We start from the raw sequence: 21,961 nt of genomic DNA, 5'->3' as shown, positions 1-21,961 counted from the left end.
GTCTCAGTTCAAGCGCGCCCGGGCCAGCCGCGCGTCCCGCCGCACCCGCTCCGCCGCCTGCGCGTCGACCGGCGCCACCACCTCCGCGTACTCCTCAAGCTCCGCCGCCCCCGCCAGGAACTCGCCGCGCTGCACCAGGAGCTGGGCCCGCTCGTGCCGGAGGCGGGCCGGGTGGGAGGGCAGCAGCAGGCACAGGTCCAGGGCCCACAGGGCGACGTCGGAGCGCTCCGGGCGGGCGGCGGCCCAGGCGCGGATGTTGTTGAGGATGCGTACGACGATGTCCCGCGGGTCGGCCGGGCGCAGCATCGCCGGGTCCAGCGGGCCGCCCGTCGCGCCGGAGACCAGGAGCTGCGCGTCCGAGCCGGTCAGGACCCGGCCGCCGTCGAACGGGTCGGCGAGCACCTGCTCCTCGGGCGGCCCGAAGCCGACGACGAAGTGCCCCGGCAGCGCCACCCCGTACACCGGCGCACCCGCCCGGCGCGCCACCTCCGTCCACACCACCGACAGCAGGATCGGAAGGCCCCGCCGGCGCCGCAGCACCTCGTGCAGGAGCGAGGACTCCAGGCGCTGGTAGTCGGCCGCCGAGCCGCGGAACCCGCAGCGCCCGCCGAGGAGTTCGGCGACCGCGGACGCCCAGGCGCGCGGGCCGCCCGGCCGGTACGGGAGCTGCCCGGCGAGCCGGTCGAGCTCCATCTGCGCGGTGTCGACGCCCGCCTCGCCGAGCGCCGGGTCGCCCTCGGCGGAGAGCAGCAGGCAGAGCAGCGCCAGGTCCGGCCGCTCCGCGCGGGCCTCCTGCGCGAACCGCCGTCGCCGCTCCGTGGAATCCGGTCCCATGGGTGCCTCGTGCCCCGGCTCGTGTCCCGTCACGCCGGCCGGCTCACTCGGCGGCGCGCGGCGCGCGGTAGTGGTGGTAGCTGTGGTGCGCGGCGAAGCCCATGCCGTCGTACAGCGCCCGGGCCGCCGTGTTGTCCGCCTCGGCCTGCAGCCACGCCGCCGAGGCGCCCTCGTCCAGGGCCCGCCGCGCGAGCGCCGCCATCACGGCCGTGCCGAGCCCCTGCCGCCGCTGCTCCGGGTCGACCTCCACGGCCATGAACCCGGCCCAGCGCCCGTCCACCACGCACCGCCCGATCGCCGCGGGCACGTCGGCCGTACCGGGCACGGAGGCGAACCACGTCGAAGGGCCGCTGCCGAGCACCCGGCCCACGTGCGGGCCCGGCGTCCCGAACCGTTGATAGCGCCGCAGCCAGCCCGCGTCGTAGGAGCGGTCGAGCCGCACCCGGTCCGTGTCCGCGTCCAGGTCGCCGACCGGGGCGAGGCCGCCGGTCCACACCTGCGCGCTCACCTCGCGCACCCAGCCCCGCCGCTCCAGCTCCGCGCCGAGCAGCTCCTGCGTGCCCTCGGCGCCGGTCGCGATCTGCGCGTACGCGGGCAGCTCGCGGCGCGCGTACCAGTCGCGTACGTACGTGAGCGCGTCGTCGAGCGGGCGGTCCGGATCGCCGAGCGGGAGGACGGAGTTGGCGCGCCGGGTGAACCCGGAGGCGGCCCGCAGCCGCCAGTCACCGAGCCGTTCGCTCTCCACCGGCTCCCAGGCCCGCGCCGTGACCCGCGCCAGCTCGTCGAAGGAGGCGGCCGGGCCGCGGCGACGCGCCGGGGCGGCCGGGATCACCTTTCCGGCGACGAGCGTCGATTCCGCGATACGGACGGACCGCCCGTCCCGGCGTGTGATCAGCAGCACATCGTCAGTCCAGGATGTGAGAATCCCGACCGTGTCGGTGAACTTCTCACCCGGGATTCCGGTCCCGCTCAAGCACCGTACCGACACGCGTTTTCCCACGTCAGTAGGGGTAATGTGGACTTCGAGGAGCCCACCTCCGATGATTTCCACAGCTCAGTCCGCCCCTCCTGTTCGGATCATGACCCGGAACGGAGATACTAGGTGCGGGCATCGACGACGCCGCGCTCCCGCGCGCCAGGCGGCGGAGCCTGAGGAGGCCCGCCAGCGCCCTATCGAGGAGGAACGACAGCGTGACTTACGTCATCGCGCAGCCTTGTGTCGACGTCAAGGACAAGGCGTGCATCGAGGAGTGCCCGGTCGACTGCATCTACGAGGGCTCGCGGTCCTTGTACATCCACCCGGATGAATGCGTCGACTGCGGAGCCTGTGAGCCGGTGTGCCCGGTCGAGGCAATCTTCTACGAGGACGACACCCCGGAGGAGTGGAAGGACTACTACAAGGCGAACGTCGAGTTCTTCGACGAGCTCGGCTCGCCCGGTGGTGCCAGCAAGCTCGGCCTGATCGAGCGTGACCACCCCTTCATCGCCGAGCTGCCGCCGCAGAACCAGTAGCGGTCGGCAGTCCAGCGCCTCGCCCCGGTCCCGTACGGCCTCGACTGCCGCACGGGACCGTGGTGTTTGCGTAGACCGTGGTGCTTGCGTGGACCGTGGTGGTTTGCAGTGGTACGTACTAGAAAGTGAGCAGCCCCGTGAGTGCAAGCGTGGGCGCGGTCTCTTCGCGCCTTCCCGTCTTTCCCTGGGACAAGCTGGAGCCGTACAAGGCGACGGCGGCAGCGCACCCGGGCGGCATCGTCGACCTGTCGGTCGGCACCCCTGTCGACCCGGTGCCGGAGGTGGTCCAGAAGGCGCTGACGGCCGCGTCGGACAGCCCCGGCTATCCGACGGTCTGGGGAACTCCGGAACTCCGGGACGCGATCGCCGGCTGGTGCGAGCGCCGCCTGGGCGCGCGCGGGATGACGCACCAGGGCGTCCTGCCGGTCGTCGGCTCCAAGGAGCTCGTCGCCTGGCTCCCCACCCAGCTGGGCCTCGGCCCCGACGCCAAGGTCGCTTACCCGCGCCTCGCCTACCCGACGTACGAGGTGGGCGCACGCCTGGCCCGCGCCGAGTACGTGGCGTACGACGACCCGACCGAGCTCGACCCGGCCGGCCTGAAGCTGCTCTGGCTCAACTCGCCCTCCAACCCGACCGGCCGGGTCCTCACCAAGGACGAGCTGACCCGTACGGTCGCCTGGGCCCGCGAGCACGGCGTGCTGCTCTTCTCCGACGAGTGCTACCTGGAGCTGGGCTGGGAGGCGGAGCCGGTCTCGGTCCTGCACCCGGACGTGTGCGGGGGCTCCCACGAGGGCATCGTCGCCGTCCACTCGCTGTCCAAGCGGTCCAACCTGGCCGGGTACCGGTCGGCGTTCCTCGCGGGCGACCCGGCGGTCCTCGGCGAGCTGCTGCAGATCCGCAAGCACGGCGGCATGATGACGCCCGCCCCGGTGCAGGCGGCCACGATCGCGGCGCTCGGCGACGACACCCACGTCACCGAGCAGCGCGCCCGGTACGCGGCCCGGCGCACCGCCCTGCGGGAGGCCCTGCTCGGCCACGGCTTCCGCATCGAGCACAGCGAGGCGAGCCTGTACCTGTGGGCCACCCGCGACGAGTCCTGCTGGTCGACGGTGGCCCACCTCGCGGACCGCGGCATCCTCGTGGCCCCCGGCGACTTCTACGGCCCGGCGGGCGACCGCTTCGTACGGGTCGCGTTCACGGCGACGGACGAGCGGGTCGCCGAGGCGGTCCGGCGGCTGGCTCCTTAGGGGCGCAGACAGAGCGGCTGGCTCCTTGGGGGCGCACACAGAGCGGCGGCTCCTCAGGGGCGCACGCAGAGGGGCCCGGGGAGAACGCTGAACGCTCCCCGGGCCCCTGCCGCGTACGCACACGCAGTGCCTAGCCGAGCGGCAGCCCATTCGTCGGCAGCGCCTCAACCGGCAGCTCGTTCTGCGTCGCGGACCCCGCCGTCTCGCCGAGCGTCGAGGCCGCCCCGCCGACCAGCCCGCCGGCCGCCTCCTGCGCGACCGGGGCCGTGCTCTTGCCGGCCTTGCCGACGGTGTCGCCTGCGCGGTCCACGGTGTGGCCCGCCTTCTTGCCCGCCGCGGGCACCGTCTTCCCGGTGGCCGTCTCGCTCGCCGAGCCCGCGAGCCCGGTGACGTTGTCGGCCGCGCCTTCGACGGTGTTGCCGAGGCCGTTGCCGTCCAGGGCGGTCAGGCCGCCGACGTCGGGCGTGCCCGGCAGGTCGACGGCGCTCGCGGAGCCGGCCGCACCGACCACGGAAACTGCTCCCGCTGCGCTGAGCAGCGCGGCACGGGCGATCCGGCGGGTCAGGGGGAGGGACATGGTGCTCCTTGTGTGACGGAAGTCGGTTGGCGTGTCCGCGTGGTGCTCCGGCCTGGACCGGCGTACGGACGCCGTGACTACCGCTCGAAGCCGTCGAAGGTTGCGGGACGGCAACGTAAAGAGTTGGTAATGCGTCGCATTATCGGCTGCGGATAAAACCGCACAAACGGCGAGCAAAGGACGCTTAGCCGAACCGCCCTGCAGAATCCTCACTTCGCTTGCCGCGCAAGGGTTCTGGCGATCTCCCGGACGTGTGTGCGCCGAGGAGCCCGCGGCGTTCCCGGGAGGCGGCCGGACTCCCTCGTGCGGGTGAGGGCTCGCACTCCTGGGCGGTCTGCTGCGCGGTCTGCTGCGCCGTCTACTGGGCCGTCTACTGGGCGGTGGTGAGTACGACCTCGTCGGCGCCCGTTCCCTTTGCGGCCTTGCGCCAGGTGTGCTCGGGGTCCGCGGCGCTCCACTCGCGGCCCGCGTAGGAGACCCGTTCGATGCGCAACGCGGACGCGTGCGCGACCGCCCAGTGCGCCAGCTCCCAGCCGCGCTGTCCGTCGCGCCCGCGCGGCGAGACCGCCGTGGAGACCGGCACCCGCAGCGTGGGCGACACGGCCTTCCCCTTGGCGCCCCCGCCCTGGCCCCGGCGCTGTTCACGGGCTTGGTCCCGGCCCGGCTTGGCGTCCGCGTCCGAGTCCGCCCCTGAGTCCGCCCCCGAGTCCGCCCCCGAGTCGCCGCTCTTCGCGCGCGGCAGCACGTCCTCGCCGAAGTCCCGCACCAGCGCCTCCCGCACCCGCTCCGGGTCGCCCGGCTCGCGGGCCGGTTCGGTGCCGCAGGTCAGGGTCGCGGCGGCGCGTCCGGTCAGGGCGGCGGCGAGCAGCGCGGCGTCCGGCTCGTGCTTCGCGTACGCCTGCGGGAAGCCGCTGCGCTGCACGCGCTGCGCGGCCACGGTGAGCGGAAGCCGCGAATAGCCGGGGATCTTGTCCAGGTGCTCGTAGAACTTCCCCGCCGAGTACACCGGGTCCATGATCTGCTCGGTGTTCCCCCAGCCCTGCGAGGGCCGCTGCTGGAACAGGCCGAGCGAGTCGCGGTCGCCGTGGTCGATGTTGCGCAGCGCCGACTCCTGCAGGGCCGTCGCGAGCGCGATCGTGACGGCCCGCTCGGGCATGCCGCGCGAGGTGCCGACCGCCGAGATCGTCGCGGCGTTCACGGCCTGCTCGGTGCTCATCTCGTACGTGGCCCCGTCACCGGCCGCCGAGACCACCCGGCAACCCGGCGCGGGCCGGCCGCCGCCCTCGTACTGCAGGAGCAGATAGCCGGCGAGCGCGAGCAGCACGGCGAAGGCCGCACCGGCACGCAGAAGGCGGCCGCGCCTGAAGCGGATGCGGGGCTGCTCGGACACGCGCCAACCGTACTGGAGTCCGGGATACGGCTCGCACAACGCCCTTGTGAACGGAGCGCGTAGGGTCCATGGCATGCCCGAAACCGCACTTGACCTCACCCTGGACGCCGCGCGGCTGACCGCCCAGCTCGTCGACTTCCCCTCGGAGAGCGGCGCCGAGAAGCCCCTGGCCGACGCCATCGAGACCGCGCTGCGCGCCCTGCCGCACCTCACGGTGGACCGGTACGGCAACAACGTGGTGGCCCGTACGAACTTCGGTCACGCCGAACGCGTCGTGCTCGCCGGGCACATCGACACCGTGCCGATCGCGGACAACCCTCGCAACGTGCCCTCCCGGCTCGACGACGACGGCGTCCTGTGGGGCTGCGGCACCTGCGACATGAAGTCCGGCGTCGCGGTCCAGCTGCGCATCGCCCGGACGGTCACCGCGCCCAACCGCGACCTCACCTTCGTCTTCTACGACAACGAAGAGGTCGCCGCCCACCTCAACGGCCTCGGACATGTGGCGGACGCACACCCGGACTGGCTGGAGGGTGACTTCGCGATCCTCCTGGAGCCCTCCGACGGCCAGGTCGAGGGCGGCTGCCAGGGCACGCTGCGGGTCTTCCTGAAGTTCTCGGGGGAGCGCGCCCACTCCGCGCGCGCCTGGATGGGCGACAACGCGATCCACAAGGCCGCCCCGACCCTGGCCCGCCTCGCGGAGTACGAGCCGCGCAAGCCGTTCGTCGACGGACTCCAGTACTACGAGGGACTCAATGCCGTCCGGATCGAGGGCGGCGTCGCCACCAACGTCATCCCCGACGCCTGCACCGTGGTGGTCAACTTCCGCTACGCGCCGGATCGCAGCATGGAAGAGGCCGAGCAGTTCGTACGGGAGTACTTCGCGGACTGCGGCGTCGAGGAGTTCGTCGTCGACGACCACACCGGCGGGGCCAGGCCGGGGCTCGACCACCCGGCGGCGGTCGCGTTCATGGCGGCCGTGGGCGGCGAGGCCCGGCCCAAGTACGGCTGGACCGACGTCTCCCGGTTCAGCGCGCTCGGCGTGCCCGCCGTGAACTACGGGCCAGGCGCCCCGCTTCTCGCGCACAAGGCGGACGAGCGCGTGCAGACCGCCGAGATCCTGCGCGCGGAGGAGCGGCTGACGGCCTGGCTGGCCTCCTGAGCCTTCCTGGGCTCGCGGTTGTCCCGGGGCTGTTCACATCGATCTTGCCCGTAATGCCGTTGTTCGTCACTGGCGTCCGCCTACGCTGAAGCAGCAACAGTGTCAGCGGAAGGGGACGTTCATGGGCAATCCGGAAGCACAGGGGCCGCTGGAGGAGCAGCACCTCGGTCCGGTCGTGCGGCGCCGTGAACAGGTCACGCCCGGCACGACCGACCAGCGCCTCCTCGACTTCCAGGGCGACTCCGAGTGGGTGCACACCGACCCCTGGCGGGTCATGCGCATCCAGTCGGAGTTCGTCGAGGGCTTCGGCGCGCTCGCCGAACTCCCGGCCGCGATCAGCGTGTTCGGCTCCGCCCGTACGCGCGTGGGGTCCGAGGAGTACGAGACGGGCGTGAGCATCGGCCGTGCGCTCGTCGAGGCCGGCTTCGCGGTGATCACCGGCGGCGGCCCCGGCGCGATGGAAGCGGCGAACAAGGGCGCGCGCGACGCCAAGGGCATCTCCGTCGGCCTCGGCATCGAGCTCCCCTTCGAGCAGGGCCTCAATCCGCACGTCGACATCGGCGTGAACTTCCGCTACTTCTTCGTCCGCAAGACGATGTTCGTGAAGTACGCGCAGGGCTTCGTGGTGCTGCCCGGCGGGCTCGGCACCCTGGACGAGCTGTTCGAGGCGCTCACCCTCGTCCAGACCCGCAAGGTCACCCGCTTCCCGATCGTGCTGTTCGGCTCCGAGTACTGGAACGGCCTCGTCGACTGGCTCCGCGACACCGTGATCGCGGGCGGCAAGGCCTCCGAGCGCGACCTGCTCCTCTTCCATGTGACGGACGACGTGGACGAGGCGGTGTCGCTGGTGACGAAGGAGGTGGGGCGGTAGCTCCCGTCCCTGGGCCGGGCCATGGAAGTCCCCGCACGCGCGCGTACGGGGACTTTTCCATGGCCGGGCCGGGGCCGGGCCGGTCCCTGCCTGCTCAGGCCGGTCCGCGCCCGCTCAGGCCGGTCCCCCGCCCGCTCAGGCCAGTCCGCGCCTGGCCACCGCCGGTTCCCGGTGCCCCGCGATCGTCGCGACCATGTCCAGGACCTGCCGCGTCTCGGCGACTTCGTGCACCCGGTACACCTGCGCGCCCAGCCACGCCGAGACCGCCGTCGTCGCCAGGGTGCCGATCACCCGCTCCTTTACCGGCCGGTCCAGGGTCTCGCCGACGAAGTCCTTGTTGGACAGCGAGACGAGCACCGGCCAGCCCGTCGCCGCCATCTCCCCGAGCCGCCGCGTCGCCTCCAGGGAGTGCCGGGTGTTCTTGCCGAAGTCGTGCCCCGGGTCGATCAGTACGGACTCGCGCGGAACGCCCAATTCCACGGCGCGCTCGGCGAGTTGGACGGTCACCCGCAGGATGTCCGCCATCACGTCCTCGTACGCGATCCGGTGCGGCCGGGTGCGCGGTTCGGCGCCGCCCGCGTGCGTGCAGACCAGGCCGGCGCCGTACCGCGCGGCGACCTCGGCCAGCTTCGGGTCGACGCCGCCCCACGCGTCGTTGAGCAGGTCGGCGCCCGCCTCGCAGACCGCCTCGCCGACCTCGTGGCGCCACGTGTCGACGCTGATCACCACGTCCGGGAAGCGGCGGCGGACCTCGGCGACGAAGCCGACGGTGCGCCGGGCCTCCTCGGCGGCCGTGACCTCCTCGCCCGGGCCGGCCTTGACCCCGCCGATGTCGATGATCGCGGCGCCCTCGGCGACGGCCTGCTCCACGCGCGTCAGGGCCGGCTCGTCGCGGAACGTGGCGCCCTGGTCGTAGAAGGAGTCCGGGGTCCTGTTGACGATCGCCATGATCACTGGCTCGTGCGCACCGAACTCGCGCCGTCCGAGCCGCAGCGGGCTGCCCATCCCCTGATTCCTCCTCGCATCGGTCGCCTGCGACCCTAGCTGTCAGTGGCGCATGGCACGATCGGACGTGGACTCGGGGATGTGTGGGGAGCCCCGGTCCGTAGGCAAACTCTGTCAGCCCGCAGCCTTCGCGCGTCCGGCGGCCCGGACCGGCGCGCGGCCCGCACCCGGGAGTTGTTCGTGTTCTGGTTCCTGCTCATCGCGCTGGTCGTGGTGGTCGCCGCGGTCACCCTCGCCGTCGTGGGCGGCGGCGAGTCCACCGCGCTGCCCGACGCGGAGCCCGAGCGGCTCGCCGACCCGCTGCCGCTGACGCGCCCGGTGCACCGCGCGGACGTCGAGGCGCTCCGCCTCCCGCCGGCCCTGCGCGGCTACCGCATGCTGGACGTCGACGACGCGCTGAGCAGACTCGGCGCCGAACTGGCCGAGCGGGACGCCCGGATCGCCGAGCTGGAGGCCGCCCTCGCCGGCGCCCAGGCGATGGCGGTCGGCGGCGGCCGCGGGCTGGTCGAGGAGCCGGAGGACACCGCCGGCGCTCCAGGGCCCCAGGACGCCCCGCCGACTTTGCCGAACAGACCGGTCCAGCCGGGCACGCCACCGGACGCCCCCGAGGAGCCGCGACCATGACCGAAGGCACCGCCCTGCCGGGCCCGGACGGCGCCCTGCGCTGCCCCTGGGCCCTGTCCACCGAGGACTACGTGGCGTACCACGACGAGGAGTGGGGCCGCCCGGTCCACGGGGACGACGCGCTGTACGAACGCCTCAGCCTGGAGGCCTTCCAGTCCGGCCTGTCCTGGATCACGATCCTGCGCCGCCGCGAGGGATTCCGGCGCGCCTTCGCCGACTTCAAGATCGCCGCCGTCGCCGAGTTCACGGACGCCGACGCCGAGCGGCTGCTCGCCGACCCGGGCATCATCCGCAACCGCGCCAAGATCTCCGCGACGCTCGCCAACGCCAAGGTGCTCGCCGACTGGTCGCCGGGCGAACTGGACGCCCTGATCTGGTCGTTCGCCCCGGACGCGGCCGGCAGACCGGTGCCGCGCACGCTCTCCGACGTCGCCGCGATCACGCCCGAATCGACCGCGCTCGCCAAGGAGTTGAAGAAGCGCGGCCTCCGCTTCGTCGGCCCCACGACGGCGTACGCCCTGATGCAGGCCTGCGGCCTTGTCGACGACCACCTGCGGGACTGCGTGGCCCGGCGCGCGTAACCGAGCCGGACCACCCCGCGTCCTGCTCAGCGCCCCAGGTACTTCGGCTGCTCCTTGGCGATGAAGGCCTCCACCGCGATGTGGTGGTCCGCGGACGAGCCCGCCTTCGACTGCAGCTCGTCCTCCTTCTCAAGGGCCTCGTCGAGCGAGTGCCCGGCCCCGTACGCAAGGGACTCCTTGAGCGCCGCGTACGCCAGGGTCGGTCCTGCGGCCAGGGCGCGGGCCGTGCGCTCCGCCTCGGCGGCGAGCTCGTCGGCCGGCACCAGCTTGTTGGCGATGCCCAGCTCGTACGCCTCCTGCGCCTTGACGCTGCGCGGGAAGAACAGCAGGTCGGCGGCGCGGCTCTGGCCGATCAGGCGGGGCAGCGTCCACGAGACGCCCGAGTCGGCGGTCAGGGCGACCCCGGCGAAGGACGTGTTGAACGAGGCGGTGTCCGCGACCACGCGGTAGTCGGCGGCGAGCGCGAAGCCGAAGCCCGCGCCCGCGGCGACGCCGTTCACGCCCGCCACGACCGGCTTCTGCATCCCGGTCAGGGCGCGCACGATCGGGTTGTAGTGCTCGCGCACCGTGCTCATCGTGTCGTCCGAGCCCGCCTCGCGGTCCGCGGTGAGCTTGCCGATGTGCTCCTTGAGATCCTGGCCGACGCAGAACGCCCGGCCGGTCGCGGTGAGCAGCACGGCCCGTACGGCGGTGTCGGCGGCGGCGTCCTGGAGCGTGTCCCGGAGGGCCACCTTGGCGTCCGTGTTCATGGCGTTCATCGCGTCCGGGCGGTTCAGCGTGATCGTCGCGAGCCCGTCGCTCACCTCGTAGAGCACGGTGTCGGCCATGTCGGTCTCCTCCATCGGTCGGCGTCGTCCACGCACAGCATGGCGGAGATCATCTCGGCCCGGCACGGGCCCCGGCATGTGACCTGCGTCAAACAATCGGCGGGCGGCAGGGCGTGCGAGGTGGCGCAGTATCGCAGCTACATCGCCGAATTGGGTGGTTTTGGTCAAGTGCGTTGCGCAAGCGATGCCTACCGATGTTGGTCATCGGGTCCTGCGATGCGGGATAATGGCTGGGAAGCAATGTGTTCGATGCCGGTGACACAGCGCCTGTCATGGGGCCGCCGGCTGCGATGAGCTGGTTTCAGGAAGGGGAACGAGCATGGCGGCCATGAAGCCGCGGACGGGCGACGGCCCGCTCGAGGTGACCAAGGAGGGGCGGGGCATCGTCATGCGCGTTCCGCTCGAAGGCGGCGGTCGGCTCGTGGTCGAGCTGACGCCGGACGAGGCCCAAGCGCTCGGCGACGAACTCACGAAGGTCGTCGGCTGACGCGGAAGCGCTCACCACTTTTCAACTGCCCCGGCACACTAACAGCGTGCCGGGGCAGTGTCGTATCGGGGGACGACCGGGGGCGCGGGGAACTGCGCGACCGAGCCACGGACGACCCGAACCGACCGGACGACCGAAGAACAGCCCTAGCGCCGCACGGCACAGAGCAGGCCGTCCCCCATCGGCAACACCGCCGGTACCAGATCACTGCTCTCCCGCACCGCCCGCAACAGCTCCCGCAGCTTGACGACCTCCGCCGGCTGCGGCCCCGAGTCGACCGTACGGCCGTCGGCGAAGACGCCCTCGAAGCAGACGAGACCGCCGGGCCGCAACAGGCGCAACGATTCAGCTAGGTAGTCCAGGCACTCCGTGCGATCGCCGTCGCAGAACACCAGGTCGTATCCGCTGTCCGCGAGCCGCGGCAGTACGTCGAGGGCGCGGCCGGGGATGAAACGGGCCCGGTTGCTGGCGAAACCGGCGGCACGGAAGGCCTGGCGGGCGAACTGCTGGCGCTCCGGCTCCGGGTCGACCGTGGTGAGGACCCCGTCGGGCCGCATGCCGTGGAGCAGATGGATACCGGAGACTCCGGTTCCGGTGCCGATCTCGGCGATGGCCTTGGCGCCGGCGGTCGCGGCGAGCATCCGCAACGCGGTACCGGTGCCGGGCGACACCGGGCGAAGCCCCGTCTCCCGGGCCCGCTCACGGGCCCAGTGCAGCGCTTCGTCCTCGACGACGAAGGCGTCCACGAACGCCAAGGTCGGCTGACGGTTGCCGGTAATCGCCCTCTCCTGTCCCCGTTGTCGACGGCCTTCGGCCTGCCGGTGACTGTATCCGTTGGGGCCGGGAACCCGCAGATGGGACCGGGCGTTAAGAGGGGGGAAGCGGAAAGCCGGGAACGCGGGGAATCGCAGCCCGACTTCCAAATTCACGTAAAAACGCTTATCCGGAGCTAACGGGCGAGGTGGCTATGGTAGGGACTCCACTGGACACCACCAGAGCCGACAGGGGAGGTGCGGCTGCGGCCGAAGGCCGGGGAAGGATGTCGCGACTGCGGCGTCTCCTCAGGTCGGAGGTCGGGCCGAAATCCGTGACCAACAACGCTGACCGATCCCGCGCCGCCGACTCCGTGCAGACCGCGACCTTCGCCGCCGAAGCGGAATCGCAGGCGTGGACTCCGCCCACCTGGGAGGAGATCGTCAGCACCCACAGCGGCCGGGTGTACCGCCTGGCGTACCGCCTGACCGGCAACCAGCACGACGCCGAGGACCTCACGCAGGAGGTCTTCGTCCGCGTCTTCCGTTCCCTCTCGACGTACACGCCGGGCACCTTCGAGGGCTGGCTGCACCGCATCACGACCAACCTCTTCCTCGACATGGTCCGCCGCCGCCAGCGCATCCGCTTCGACGCCCTCGGGGACGACGCGGCCGAGCGCCTGCCCAGCCGCGAGCCCTCGCCCCAGCAGGTCTTCAACGACACGCACTTCGACGCCGACGTCCAGCAGGCGCTCGACACCCTCGCCCCCGAGTTCCGCGCCGCCGTCGTCCTGTGCGACATCGAGGGACTCTCGTACGAGGAGATCGCCGCGACCCTCGGTGTGAAGCTCGGCACGGTCCGCAGCCGGATCCACCGCGGCCGGTCCCAGCTCCGCAAGGCCCTCAAGCACCGGTCGCCCGAGGCCCGCGCCGAGCGCCGCTCGCTCGCGGTCACAGGTGTGCCCGTGCTGGGAGGAGGGGGCGCGACGGCGTGAGCGGATCACGGCGAAACCCGGCCGAGGGGCACCTCGCCGAGCAGCACCTGGGAGACCGGCTGGCCGCCCTGGTGGACGGCGAGCTGGGCCACGACAGCCGCGAGCGCGTCCTCGCGCACCTCGCGACCTGCGCCAAGTGCAAGGCGGAGGCCGACGCCCAGCGCAGCCTGAAGTCGTACTTCGCCTCCACGGCGCCCCCACCGCCCTCCGAGACCTTCCTGGCCCGCCTGCAGGGACTACCCGCGGGCGGTGACGACGACCGCGGCGACTTCGGCGGCCCCGTCACCGCCCCGCTCTTCGGCATGCGCGCCGACGGCGTCTTCGCGGCCGGCCCGGACCCCTTCGGGTACGACGCTTCGGGCGGCCGCCGCGGGATGCTGCCGGGCGATGTGTTGCCCGGCGATCCGCTGCCCGGCGATGCGTTGCCCGGCGATCCGCTGCCGGGCGAGCCCCTGAGCGAGCTGAGTGAGGGGCCGCTGGGCGAGGGATCGGCGGGTGACGGGCCCTTGACGGGCGGGCGGCAGCTGCCGGACGGCTCGCAGGAGCGCGGCTTCCGGATCCACGACGTGGGGCGTTCCCTGCAGGAGCGGGCGGCCGCCTCGCGCGGGCGCCGGTTCGCCTTCGCTGCTGCGGGCGCCGTCTCGCTCGCGGCGATCGCGCTCGGCGGGGTCTCCACGGGCGCGCCGGTCCCGGCGGACCCGTCGACGGACGCCCGCGGCTCCAAGGCCAGCCCGCTGCGTACGCAAGGGGCGAACGGCAGCAGCGCCCGCGACACCCAGCGGCGGCGCGGCGGCCACCCCGCCGGGGCGCAGCAGGGCGGCAGACCCGGGGCGCTCACGGCGCCGATGATCGCCACGGGAGTGGCGGCGCCGGAAGTGCCGGGAGTGCCGCTCGCACCGAACCGGCCACGGGTCCTGCGGGACTGGGCGGCGGTGCCGATGCTCACCGGCTACTCGCCGCTCTCCCCGCTGATAGGCCGTCCGGCATCCGGGTTCCCGCAGTACCCGGCCGCGCCGAACGCGAAGCAGCAGGGGGAGCGGGGGAAGCGGGGAGAAGAGCGGTCCGGTTCCGCGTCGGACGAGTCCGCGTCGGCCACGCAGTCCGCCGCGTCGACGGAGCTGCCCTCGGCCTCGCCCCGCTCCGGGACGGCGCTTTCCGCCGGCCGCTGAGGCGGTCGTCTGCACGACGGTTCGCAAACCTGGTTGAATCCTCGGTGTTCGTGCCGCCCGAGCGGGGGCGCGGACACGAGGACTCTGATCGAGCGGCGGACCGCCGCGTGGCTGCCCGCGGGCCCTGCCGCGGACCAGGTGTGGGGAGAGCATGGACGAGGGCAAGCCCACCGGACCGAAGGCGAAGTGGTGGAGCCGCCCGGCCGCACGCGCGTCCGACGACCGTGAGCGCGCCTCGGGCGGCGAGACAAGCGGCGGGACAAGCAGCGAGACAAGCAGCGAGACGAGCAGCGAGACGAGCGGTGAGGTAAGGGAGATATCCGAGGACCGGGGTGCGCCGGGTGACGGCAACCGTGACGGCGGTTCGTCCGCCGACTCCCCCTCGGCGGAAGGAAGTACGGCCGCCGCCGAGCCGTCCACCGAGCCCCTGGCCCCCGCCGCCGCTGCGCCCAAGCCGAAGAGCGGCGTCACGATAGCCAAGGGCGCCGGGCCTGGCGGTCGCCCCAAGCCGCTGCACGACCCCGACCCGTACGGCACGCCGCCCTACGGGGAACCCGGACCGTGGGCCCCCGCACCGCCGGTGCAGCGTCCGGTGCCGACTCCCGCCCAGGGAACGACAGTTCAGCCGACGCAGGGAACCCCGCCCCAGGGCACCCCGCCCCAGGGCACCCCGCCCCAGGGCACCCCGCCCCACGGGACCCCGGCGCACGGCACGCCCGCGCAGGGCACCTCCGTACCCGCGTACGCCGTGCCGCCCACACAGAGCGCACCCGCACCCGCGCCCGCGCCCGCACCCGCACCTGCATCCGCACCCGCATCCGCACCCGCATCCGCATCCGCACCCGCACCAGCACCCGCACCGGCGGCCCCCGCGAGCGGCACACCGGCGGGAGGCACACCGGTGAACGGCACCCCGCACCCCGGCGCCGCAGCGCACCAGAGCCCCCAGCAGCCGCACCAGCCTCAGCCGTCCCACCACCAACCTCAGCCGTCCCACCACCAGCCTCAACCACCCCACCAGCCTCAGCCCCAGGCGGTCGCTGCGGGGCACTGGCAGCAGTACGACCCGTGGCGGGCGCCGCAGGGGCAGGGGCAGGGGCCGTTGCTGCTGTCCGACGGGCCCGCGCCCGCGAAGGGGCCGAGGCGGGGCCGGCTGTTCGCGGCCGCGCTCGTGCTCGCGCTGGTCGCCGGAGCGGTGGGCGGCGGGATCGGCGCGTACATGGAGCGGCACGGCGGCATCAGCACCGTCGAACTTCCGCAGGCGGACGCGGGGCCGAAGGAGCGGCCGCCGGGGAGCGTCGCCGGGATCGCCGCGAGCGCGCTGCCCAGCGTCGTCACGCTGCACGTCAGCGGCGACACCGCGCAGGGCACCGGCACCGGCTTCGTGCTCGACGACAAGGGCCACATCCTCACCAACAACCACGTCGTGGAGCCCGCGGCGGACGGCGGCGAGGTGTCGGTGACGTTCAGCGGCGGCGAGGTTGCCAAGGGGCGGGTGGTCGGCCGGGACTCCGGGTACGACCTGGCGGTGGTCAAGGTGTCCGGGGTGAGCGGGCTCAAGCCGCTGCCGCTCGGCAACTCCGACAACGTCCAGGTCGGCGATCCGGTCGTGGCGATCGGCGCGCCCTTCGACCTCTCCAACACGGTGACCTCCGGGATCATCAGCGCCAAGGAGCGGCCGATCACCGCGGGCGGCGAGGAGGGCGACGGCAGCGATGTGTCGTACGTGAATGCGCTGCAGACCGACGCGCCGATCAACCCCGGCAACTCGGGCGGTCCGCTGGTCGACCACAAGGCGCGGGTGATCGGCATCAACAGCGCCATCCGCTCCGCGGGCAACGGTTCGGAGCTCGACGGCGGGCAGTCCGGCTCGATCGGACTGGGCTTCGCGATCCCCATCAACCAGGCCAAGCGGGTCGCCGAGGAGCTGATCAACACCGGCAAGGCGACCCATCCGGTGATCGAGGTCACCCTGGACACCCGGTACACCGGCGACGGCGCGCGCGTCGCCAAGCAGAGCGCCGACGGCGGACCGGCGGTGAGCCCCGGCGGGCCCGGCGACAAGGCGGGCATCGAGCCGGGCGACGTGATCACCGAGGTGGACGGCGAACGGGTGCACTCGGGCGAGGAGCTGATCGTCAAGATCCGCTCCCGCCGCCCCGGCGACCGCCTGGAACTGACCCTGGAACGCGCAGGTGACGAGCGGACCATCTCCCTGGAGCTGGGCGCGGCGGGCGGCTGAGGCGCCCGCCGCCGCGACGGAGACGGTCAGACGGTCAGGGGCCAGGTGTCAGGGGCCAGGTGTCAGGGGAGCCGAGGGAAACGGCGGTGCCGCCCGCCATGCACCGAAGCGTCACCCCCCGCTCCGCCCGGCGTCACCGAACCGCCCCCGGACAGTACCGGCAGGACAGGATGGCCGGGTACCGTGGTTGCTGCACTTACCCCGGATCCTGTCCCTCCTGTCCCGGGCCGTGGACAGCGCAAGGAGCTGCAAGGTGTTCAATGACATAGGCACACTTGAGCTGGTGACGCTCGTGGTCCTTGCCGTGCTCATCTTCGGCCCGGACAAGCTGCCCAAGGTCATTCAGGACATCTCCGGCTTCATCCGCAAGATCCGCTCCTTCTCGGACAGCGCCAAGCGGGACATTCGCGACGAGCTGGGCCCGGAGTTCAAGGACTTCGAGTTCGAGGACCTCAACCCCAAGGCGTTCATCCGCAAGCAGCTGGACAACGACGACCTGGGGCTCAAGGAGATCCGTAACGGCTTCGACCTCCGCAAGGAGATGACCGAGGTCTCGGACGCCGTGAACGGACACGAGAGCGAGTCGGTGAACGGCTCGGCAGCCGCAGCCGCCACCGCAGCCGCCGCTTCCGGTCCCAGCCTGACCAAGGGCGGCGACGGCCCCGACCTGCAGAAGAAGCCGCAGTCGCCGACCCAGGACGAGCGCCCGCCGTACGACTCCGACGCCACCTGACGACCCCGAGCGCCGGTCTCTCGCGACCCGCGCGCCCCGGCGAAATCCACCACCGCGAACCGGGGTGGCTATTCTGCTCTGTTGTTGTCCGGACTCAGGACGCCCGAGGGGGGCGGGCCGCTCCGGACCGGCAGAGAACGAGGAGGCGGCCGGGTACATGGAGACGACGAGTCACACAGGGGCGCGCACGGTCGACGGCTACTTGCAGGCGCCGTTCCCGTGGTACGGCCTCGACGAGGCATTCACGGGACCGCGCCGGCTGATGCAGGTCGGGGCGGGCGCGGACGGGACGGTCGAGCACGGCTCCCTCGGGCACGGTGACGAGCCCGCGCCGCGCGCCGACGAGTCCGCCGCCAAGGACCGGTTCGCGGTCGTGGTGACCGTGGCGTCCAACCCGGTCCGCCGCAGCGGCGACGGCACCGGCGTCCTGGAGGCCACGTCGGTCTCCTCGGCGGCCTGGCTGGCGGGCGTCGGCCTGCTCACCCGCACCTGGCCGCAAGCCATGGACCACTCGCTGCGCGACGACTGGCTGGACCAGCAGACCGAGACCGCCTGGGTGCTCGCCGACGACCTGAACAGCGAGCCCTGGACGACGCTGACGCTCCCGGTCGACGGCGTGCCCACCCCGTTCCACTACCGCGAGTCCGAGTTCGGCTGGGTCCTGGCCGGATCCACGCAGAGCGGCGCCCACCTGGGTGCGTACGGCCGCGGCATGAGCGCGTACGGGCTCGGCTTCTCGGTGGTCAAGGACATCGCCGCGTACGAGAACCGGTAGGCGGTACGCGGAAGGGGCGCCGTCAGCGGATGACGGCGCCCCCTCCCACGTACGGGACAGAACGTACGGGACAGAACGTACGGGACAGAACGTACGGGTCAGAACTTGTTCTTCGGCGTGAGGCCCAGCGTCATGCCCGACAGGCCGCGCTGGCGGCCGCCCAGCTTGCCCGCGATGGTGCGCAGCGCGGAGCCCGCGGGGGAGTCCGGGTCGGTCAGGACGACGGGCTTGCCCTCGTCGCCGCCCTCGCGCAGGCGGACGTCGATCGGGATGGCGCCGAGCACCGGGACCTGCGTACCGGTCGTCTTCGTCAGGCCCTCGGCGACCCTCTCGCCGCCGCCGGTGCCGAAGACGTCGACCATCTCGTCGCAGTGCGGGCAGGGCAGGCCCGACATGTTCTCGACGACGCCGACGATCTTCTGGTGGGTCTGTACGGCGATCGAGCCGGCCCGCTCGGCGACCTCGGCGGCGGCCTGCTGCGGGGTGGTCACGACCAGGATCTCGGCGTTCGGCACCAGCTGGGCCACCGAGATCGCGATGTCACCGGTGCCCGGCGGCAGGTCCAGGAGCAGCACGTCCAGGTCGCCCCAGTACACGTCCGCGAGGAACTGCTGCAGGGCGCGGTGGAGCATCGGGCCGCGCCAGACGACGGGGGCGTTGCCCGGCGTGAACATCCCGATGGAGATGACCTTCACGCCGTTCGCCGCGGGCGGCATGATCATGTTCTCGACCTGGGTGGGCCGGCCGTCCGCGCCGAGCATGCGCGGTACGGAGTGCCCGTAGATGTCGGCGTCCACGACGCCGACCTTCAGGCCGTCCGCGGCCATCGCCGCCGCCAGGTTCACCGTCACCGAGGACTTGCCGACGCCGCCCTTGCCGGAGGCCACCGCGTACACCCGGGTCAGGGAGCCGGGCTTGGCGAAGGGGACCTCGCGCTCGGCGGTGCCGCCGCGCAGGGCCTCGGCCAGCTCGCGGCGCTGCTCGTCGCTCATCACGTCGAGCGTGACGTCCACGGACGTGACGCCCTGGACGGCGGAGACCGCCTCGGTCACGCGGTTCGTGATCGTGTCGCGCATCGGGCAGCCGGAGACCGTGAGGTAGACGGTGACGGCCACCGCGCCGTCGGCCCCGATGTCGACCGATTTGACCATGCCGAGCTCGGTGATCGGCCGGTTGATCTCGGGGTCGTTGACCGTGGCGAGCGCCTCGCGGATCGCCTCGTCGGTCGGATACGTGTCGGTAGCCATACGGGAATGGTACGGCGACGGGGTACGGGCCGGGGAAGGCCTATCGGCGGTCGCCTTCGTCACGCGCGAGGGCCGGGCGGCCGGTCTGCTCCGGCGGGAACACGTCGAACCGTTCGTCCATGTCCTTGACCAGGTCCTGCAGTTCCGAGCGGATCCAGTCCCGGGTCGCGACCTCGCCGAGGCCCATCCGCAGGGCGGCGATCTCCCGGGTCAGGTACTCGGTGTCCGACATGGAGCGCTCGTTCTGCTTGCGGTCCTGCTCCAGGTTGACCCGGTCCCGGTCGTCCTGCCGGTTCTGCGCGAGCAGGATCAGCGGGGCCGCGTACGAGGCCTGCAGGGAGAGCATCAGGGTCAGGAAGATGAACGGGTACTCGTCGAAGCGCAGCTGCGCCGGGCCCGCCACGTTCCACAGCACCCAGACGATGATCAGGACCGTCATCCAGACGATGAACCGGCCGGTGCCGAGGAAGCGGGCGATCTTCTCGGAGAGCCGGCCGAAGGCCTCCGGGTCGTACTCCGGCAGCAGCTTGCGGCGGGGCGGGCGCGGCTGGTCCAGACGGATCCGGGGGCGGCCCGGTTCGGTCCTGGCCAGCTCGCGTTCGCGTTCCCGCTCGCGCTCCCGTTCGCGGTCACTCACCACCGTGGTTCCCCTCCCCGGCCAGATGGAACTCGCTCTCGCGCCAGTCGTCGGGCAGCAGATGGTCCAGTACGTCGTCGACGGTGACGGCGCCGAGCAGCGAACCGCTCTCGTCCACGACGGGCGCCGCGACCATGTCGTACGTGGCGAAGAAGCTCGTGACCGCGGGCAGCGGGGTCTCCGGGCGCAGGCTCTGCAGGTCCTGGTCGATCACCGTGCCGACCAGGGTGAACGGCGGATCGCGAAGCAGGCGTTGGAAGTGCACCAGGCCCAGGTACTTGCCGGTGGGCGTCTGGTCGGGCGGGCGGCAGACGTACACCTGGGCGGCGAGCGCGGGGGAGAGGTCCTGCTGGCGGACGCGGGCGAGGGCGTCGGCGACCGTCGCGTCGGGCTGGAGCACGATCGGCTCGGTCGTCATCATGCCGCCGGCCGTGCGCTCCTCGTACTGCATCAGGCGCCGCATGTCCGCCGCGTCGTCCGGCTCCATCAGGCCGAGCAGGCGCTCCTGGTCCTCCTCGGGGAGTTCGGCGAGCAGGTCGGCGGCGTCGTCGGGGTCCATCGCCTCCAGGACGTCCGCGGCGCGCTCCTCCTGGAGTTTGCCGAGGATCTCGATCTGGTCGTCCTCGGGCAGCTCTTCGAGTACGTCGGCGAGCCGGTCGTCGTCGAGCGCGGCCGCGACCTCGGACCGGCGCTTGGGGGAGAGGTGGTGCAGGACGTTGGCGAGGTCGGCGGGGCGCAGCTGCTCGAACGAGGCGAGCAGGCTCTCCGCGCCCTGGCCGTGCTCTTCGAGCGAGAACCCGGTGACGGCCGACCACTCGACGGTCACCGTCTCGCCCGCCCGTCGCCCGCCACCGCCCTTCCAGGGAAGCGCTGCGCGCACCCCTCCCTTTTGCCGGAGCGCACCGCCCTTCCCCTTCCGTACGAAGACCCGGTCGATCTCCCAGTCGCGGCGGGCCGGGAGCTGCTGTACGGAGACGTCGAGGACGGTGACCTCCTCGCCGGTGTCGACGAGGGCGACGCGGCGGTCGAGGAGTTCGCCGAGGACGAGGCGCTCGGTGGGGCGCTGCTCGAAGCGCCGGACGTTGAGCACGCCGGTGGTGATGACCTGGCCCGACTCGATGCCGGTGACCCGGGTCATGGGCAGGAAGATGCGGCGCCTGGTGGAGAGTTCGACGACCAGACCGAGCAGTCGGGGCGGGCGGCGGCCGACGCGGAGCATGGCCACGAGGTCACGGACGCGGCCCACCTGGTCGCCGTTGGGGTCGAAGACGGCGATGCCGGACAGATGGGAGACGAAGATCCGGGAAGCCGCCGCCATGACCGCCTCCTTTCACCCGTACGTTCACTTTTGTCCGTACATTTGATGGTTTGCGGGCTTCAGGCTAGCCCGTACCGGTCGGATACGCCCTGGTGGGCGGTCCAGAAGGCTCTTTGCGGGGCGGTGGTCCCGGCCCGGGTACGCTGCCGTACTGTCGCTCCGACCCCCACACGAGAGGCAGCCCCGCACGTGACCACCAGCGCTCTGGGCCGAGCCCGCCGCACTGCACTCGCCGGCGCTCTGTGTGCGGGGCTTGCCGTGGGGATGACGGGGCTCACGGGGTGCGGTGCCGAGCAGGACCCGGACGCCGGGACCAACGGCGTCGGCAAGCTCTCCGCCACGAAGATCCAGCGCAGGGCGCAGAACGCGGCCGAGAGCGCGAACTCGGTGCGGCTCTCCGGTTCGGTGGTCAGCAAGGGCACCACGTACAAGCTCGACATGAAGCTGACCGAGGACGGCGGCAGCGGCGAAGTCCGGTTCGAGGACGGCAGGTTCGAGCTGCTGCGGGTCGACGGGCAGCTCTATCTGAAGGCCGACGCCGACTTCTGGTCCACGGAGGGCGACAGCTCCCAGGGCGGCCGCGGCAAGGACGAGCCGGACTCGGCGGACGAGCTGGCGGCGGACAAGCTCGACGGCAAGTACGTGAAGGTCCCGCAGGGCGACCCCGCGTACAAGCAGCTCAGCGGGTTCACGGACAAGGGGCTGCTGCTCGACGGGCTGCTCACGCTGCACGGCAAGCTGTCGGCGGGGGAGCGGGGCACCGCCGACGGCAAGCGGACCGTGGCGGTCAGCGGGGACAAGGGGGCGGGCGGCACCCTCCATGTGTCCCTGGAGGGCACCGCGTACCCGCTGCGCCTGGAGCGGGCCGGCGGGGCGGGCACCCTCCGCATGACCGACTGGAACACGAAGTTCCGGTTCCGCAAGCCGGATGCGCGGCACACGGTGGACTACGGCAAGAAGTTGCCTACGTCCTGAC

At 72.5% G+C, this 21,961-nt stretch carries 23 protein-coding genes; 13 read left to right on the top strand and 10 right to left on the bottom strand.

All coding sequences use genetic code 11. From position 1 onward, the window contains the following. Nucleotides 1-3: 3 nt before the first annotated feature. Both QIS99_RS24335 and QIS99_RS24330 read right to left on the bottom strand, forming a co-directional pair. Nucleotides 4-834: a transglutaminase-like domain-containing protein gene (locus QIS99_RS24335; protein WP_282515758.1), complete on the bottom strand. Its 831-nt coding sequence runs from the start codon at nt 832-834 to the stop codon at nt 4-6. Nucleotides 835-877: 43 nt separating this feature from the next. Continuing rightward, on the bottom strand, nt 878-1,885 hold the full coding sequence (locus QIS99_RS24330; protein WP_282515757.1) for a GNAT family N-acetyltransferase: 1,008 nt from the start codon (nt 1,883-1,885) through the stop codon (nt 878-880). Between the two features lie 140 nt (nt 1,886-2,025). On the opposite strand from QIS99_RS24330, the gene fdxA reads away from it, so the two are divergent. Together fdxA and QIS99_RS24320 are read left to right on the top strand one after the other, a co-directional pair. Further along, on the top strand, nt 2,026-2,346 hold the full coding sequence (fdxA, locus tag QIS99_RS24325) for a ferredoxin (protein WP_033319951.1): 321 nt from the start codon (nt 2,026-2,028) through the stop codon (nt 2,344-2,346). 149 nt (nt 2,347-2,495) lie between these two features. After that, nucleotides 2,496-3,593 (top strand): bifunctional succinyldiaminopimelate transaminase/glutamate-prephenate aminotransferase, encoded by a 1,098-nt coding sequence (locus tag QIS99_RS24320; protein ID WP_282515770.1) that lies wholly within the window; start codon nt 2,496-2,498, stop codon nt 3,591-3,593. Nucleotides 3,594-3,723: 130 nt separating this feature from the next. On the opposite strand, the gene QIS99_RS24315 is transcribed toward QIS99_RS24320, so the two are convergent. After that, on the bottom strand, nt 3,724-4,170 hold the full coding sequence (locus QIS99_RS24315; RefSeq protein WP_282515756.1) for an ATP-binding protein: 447 nt from the start codon (nt 4,168-4,170) through the stop codon (nt 3,724-3,726). A 370-nt stretch (nt 4,171-4,540) separates the two neighbouring features. Beyond that, a complete protein-coding gene (locus QIS99_RS24310) occupies nt 4,541-5,599 on the bottom strand; it encodes a heavy metal transporter (protein WP_456316501.1) in 1,059 nt (352 codons plus the stop codon). Between the two features lie 34 nt (nt 5,600-5,633). Between QIS99_RS24310 and dapE the strand changes: the two genes are divergently transcribed. Continuing rightward, complete coding sequence (gene dapE / locus QIS99_RS24305; RefSeq protein WP_282515754.1) at nt 5,634-6,722, top strand: succinyl-diaminopimelate desuccinylase; 1,089 nt, start codon at nt 5,634-5,636, stop codon at nt 6,720-6,722. A gap of 121 nt (nt 6,723-6,843) precedes the next feature. Then, nucleotides 6,844-7,593 (top strand): LOG family protein, encoded by a 750-nt coding sequence (locus tag QIS99_RS24300; RefSeq protein WP_282515753.1) that lies wholly within the window; start codon nt 6,844-6,846, stop codon nt 7,591-7,593. A gap of 135 nt (nt 7,594-7,728) precedes the next feature. Here QIS99_RS24300 and folP read toward each other — a convergent pair whose 3' ends face one another. Next, entirely contained in the window at nt 7,729-8,598 is an 870-nt protein-coding gene (gene folP, locus QIS99_RS24295; RefSeq protein ID WP_282515752.1) for a dihydropteroate synthase, read from the bottom strand. A gap of 180 nt (nt 8,599-8,778) precedes the next feature. Between folP and QIS99_RS24290 the strand changes: the two genes are divergently transcribed. Further along, nucleotides 8,779-9,222 (top strand): hypothetical protein, encoded by a 444-nt coding sequence (locus tag QIS99_RS24290; RefSeq protein WP_282515751.1) that lies wholly within the window; start codon nt 8,779-8,781, stop codon nt 9,220-9,222. Further along, nucleotides 9,219-9,803 (top strand): DNA-3-methyladenine glycosylase I, encoded by a 585-nt coding sequence (locus QIS99_RS24285; RefSeq protein ID WP_282515750.1) that lies wholly within the window; start codon nt 9,219-9,221, stop codon nt 9,801-9,803. The genes QIS99_RS24290 and QIS99_RS24285 overlap by 4 nt, the downstream gene beginning before the upstream one ends. Nucleotides 9,804-9,829: 26 nt before the next feature. Here the strand turns inward: QIS99_RS24285 and chcB are convergent, their stop codons facing one another. Beyond that, on the bottom strand, nt 9,830-10,630 hold the full coding sequence (gene chcB / locus QIS99_RS24280; protein WP_282515749.1) for a 2-cyclohexenylcarbonyl CoA isomerase: 801 nt from the start codon (nt 10,628-10,630) through the stop codon (nt 9,830-9,832). A gap of 319 nt (nt 10,631-10,949) precedes the next feature. Here chcB and QIS99_RS24275 point away from each other — a divergent pair, with 319 nt between their 5' ends. Then, nucleotides 10,950-11,117, top strand: coding sequence for a DUF3117 domain-containing protein (locus tag QIS99_RS24275; protein ID WP_282515747.1), 168 nt, complete (start codon nt 10,950-10,952; stop codon nt 11,115-11,117). Between the two features lie 146 nt (nt 11,118-11,263). Here the strand turns inward: QIS99_RS24275 and QIS99_RS24270 are convergent, their stop codons facing one another. Further along, nucleotides 11,264-11,971 carry an O-methyltransferase gene (locus QIS99_RS24270; RefSeq protein ID WP_282515769.1) on the bottom strand — a complete coding sequence of 236 codons (708 nt, stop codon included), beginning with the start codon at nt 11,969-11,971 and terminating at the stop codon, nt 11,264-11,266. A gap of 113 nt (nt 11,972-12,084) precedes the next feature. Between QIS99_RS24270 and sigE the strand changes: the two genes are divergently transcribed. The 5 genes from sigE (at nt 12,085) to QIS99_RS24245 (ending at nt 17,783) form a co-directional block, all read left to right on the top strand. Continuing rightward, on the top strand, nt 12,085-12,864 hold the full coding sequence (gene sigE / locus QIS99_RS24265; RefSeq protein ID WP_282515745.1) for an RNA polymerase sigma factor SigE: 780 nt from the start codon (nt 12,085-12,087) through the stop codon (nt 12,862-12,864). After that, nucleotides 12,861-14,033 (top strand): anti-sigma factor family protein, encoded by a 1,173-nt coding sequence (locus QIS99_RS24260; protein WP_282515744.1) that lies wholly within the window; start codon nt 12,861-12,863, stop codon nt 14,031-14,033. The genes sigE and QIS99_RS24260 overlap by 4 nt, the downstream gene beginning before the upstream one ends. 151 nt (nt 14,034-14,184) lie before the next feature. Next, entirely contained in the window at nt 14,185-16,275 is a 2,091-nt protein-coding gene (locus QIS99_RS24255; RefSeq protein WP_282515743.1) for a S1C family serine protease, read from the top strand. Nucleotides 16,276-16,528: 253 nt separating this feature from the next. Beyond that, nucleotides 16,529-17,008: a sec-independent translocase gene (locus QIS99_RS24250; protein WP_282515742.1), complete on the top strand. Its 480-nt coding sequence runs from the start codon at nt 16,529-16,531 to the stop codon at nt 17,006-17,008. 157 nt (nt 17,009-17,165) lie between these two features. After that, nucleotides 17,166-17,783: a hypothetical protein gene (locus tag QIS99_RS24245; protein WP_282515741.1), complete on the top strand. Its 618-nt coding sequence runs from the start codon at nt 17,166-17,168 to the stop codon at nt 17,781-17,783. 98 nt (nt 17,784-17,881) lie between these two features. Here QIS99_RS24245 and QIS99_RS24240 read toward each other — a convergent pair whose 3' ends face one another. From QIS99_RS24240 to QIS99_RS24230, 3 genes are read right to left on the bottom strand one after another with little or no spacing between them, the layout of a single operon-like run. After that, nucleotides 17,882-19,030: an Mrp/NBP35 family ATP-binding protein gene (locus QIS99_RS24240; protein ID WP_282515740.1), complete on the bottom strand. Its 1,149-nt coding sequence runs from the start codon at nt 19,028-19,030 to the stop codon at nt 17,882-17,884. 40 nt (nt 19,031-19,070) lie between these two features. Beyond that, entirely contained in the window at nt 19,071-19,667 is a 597-nt protein-coding gene (locus tag QIS99_RS24235) for a DUF1003 domain-containing protein (RefSeq protein ID WP_408909622.1), read from the bottom strand. Then, the gene (locus QIS99_RS24230) at nt 19,660-20,985 is read right to left on the bottom strand and encodes a magnesium transporter MgtE N-terminal domain-containing protein (protein ID WP_282515739.1); all 1,326 of its coding nucleotides are present in this window, start codon (nt 20,983-20,985) and stop codon (nt 19,660-19,662) included. The genes QIS99_RS24235 and QIS99_RS24230 overlap by 8 nt, the downstream gene beginning before the upstream one ends. A gap of 189 nt (nt 20,986-21,174) precedes the next feature. Here QIS99_RS24230 and QIS99_RS24225 point away from each other — a divergent pair, with 189 nt between their 5' ends. Next, the gene (locus tag QIS99_RS24225) at nt 21,175-21,960 is read left to right on the top strand and encodes a hypothetical protein (protein ID WP_408909621.1); all 786 of its coding nucleotides are present in this window, start codon (nt 21,175-21,177) and stop codon (nt 21,958-21,960) included. The last annotated feature ends 1 nt before the right edge of the window (nt 21,961 follow it).

This window comes from Streptomyces solicavernae (assembly GCF_029968095.1).
GTDB classification, from domain to species: Bacteria; Actinomycetota; Actinomycetes; order Streptomycetales; family Streptomycetaceae; genus Streptomyces; species Streptomyces solicavernae.
This window is presented reverse-complemented; position numbering and strand designations above follow the sequence as displayed.

Excerpts from the sequence above, each read along its gene's own strand:
- QIS99_RS24335 (WP_282515758.1), bottom strand. The coding sequence starts at position 834 with ATGGGACCGGATTCCACGGAGCGGCGACGGCGGTTCGCGCAGGAGGCC.
- QIS99_RS24315 (WP_282515756.1), bottom strand. The coding sequence starts at position 4,170 with ATGTCCCTCCCCCTGACCCGCCGGATCGCCCGTGCCGCGCTGCTCAGC.
- dapE (WP_282515754.1), top strand. The coding sequence starts at position 5,634 with ATGCCCGAAACCGCACTTGACCTCACCCTGGACGCCGCGCGGCTGACC.
- QIS99_RS24300 (WP_282515753.1), top strand. The coding sequence starts at position 6,844 with ATGGGCAATCCGGAAGCACAGGGGCCGCTGGAGGAGCAGCACCTCGGT.
- folP (WP_282515752.1), bottom strand. The coding sequence starts at position 8,598 with ATGGGCAGCCCGCTGCGGCTCGGACGGCGCGAGTTCGGTGCGCACGAG.
- QIS99_RS24285 (WP_282515750.1), top strand. The coding sequence starts at position 9,219 with ATGACCGAAGGCACCGCCCTGCCGGGCCCGGACGGCGCCCTGCGCTGC.
- chcB (WP_282515749.1), bottom strand. The coding sequence starts at position 10,630 with ATGGCCGACACCGTGCTCTACGAGGTGAGCGACGGGCTCGCGACGATC.
- QIS99_RS24275 (WP_282515747.1), top strand. The coding sequence starts at position 10,950 with ATGGCGGCCATGAAGCCGCGGACGGGCGACGGCCCGCTCGAGGTGACC.
- sigE (WP_282515745.1), top strand. The coding sequence starts at position 12,085 with ATGGTAGGGACTCCACTGGACACCACCAGAGCCGACAGGGGAGGTGCG.
- QIS99_RS24255 (WP_282515743.1), top strand. The coding sequence starts at position 14,185 with ATGGACGAGGGCAAGCCCACCGGACCGAAGGCGAAGTGGTGGAGCCGC.
- QIS99_RS24245 (WP_282515741.1), top strand. The coding sequence starts at position 17,166 with ATGGAGACGACGAGTCACACAGGGGCGCGCACGGTCGACGGCTACTTG.
- QIS99_RS24240 (WP_282515740.1), bottom strand. The coding sequence starts at position 19,030 with ATGGCTACCGACACGTATCCGACCGACGAGGCGATCCGCGAGGCGCTC.
- QIS99_RS24230 (WP_282515739.1), bottom strand. The coding sequence starts at position 20,985 with ATGGCGGCGGCTTCCCGGATCTTCGTCTCCCATCTGTCCGGCATCGCC.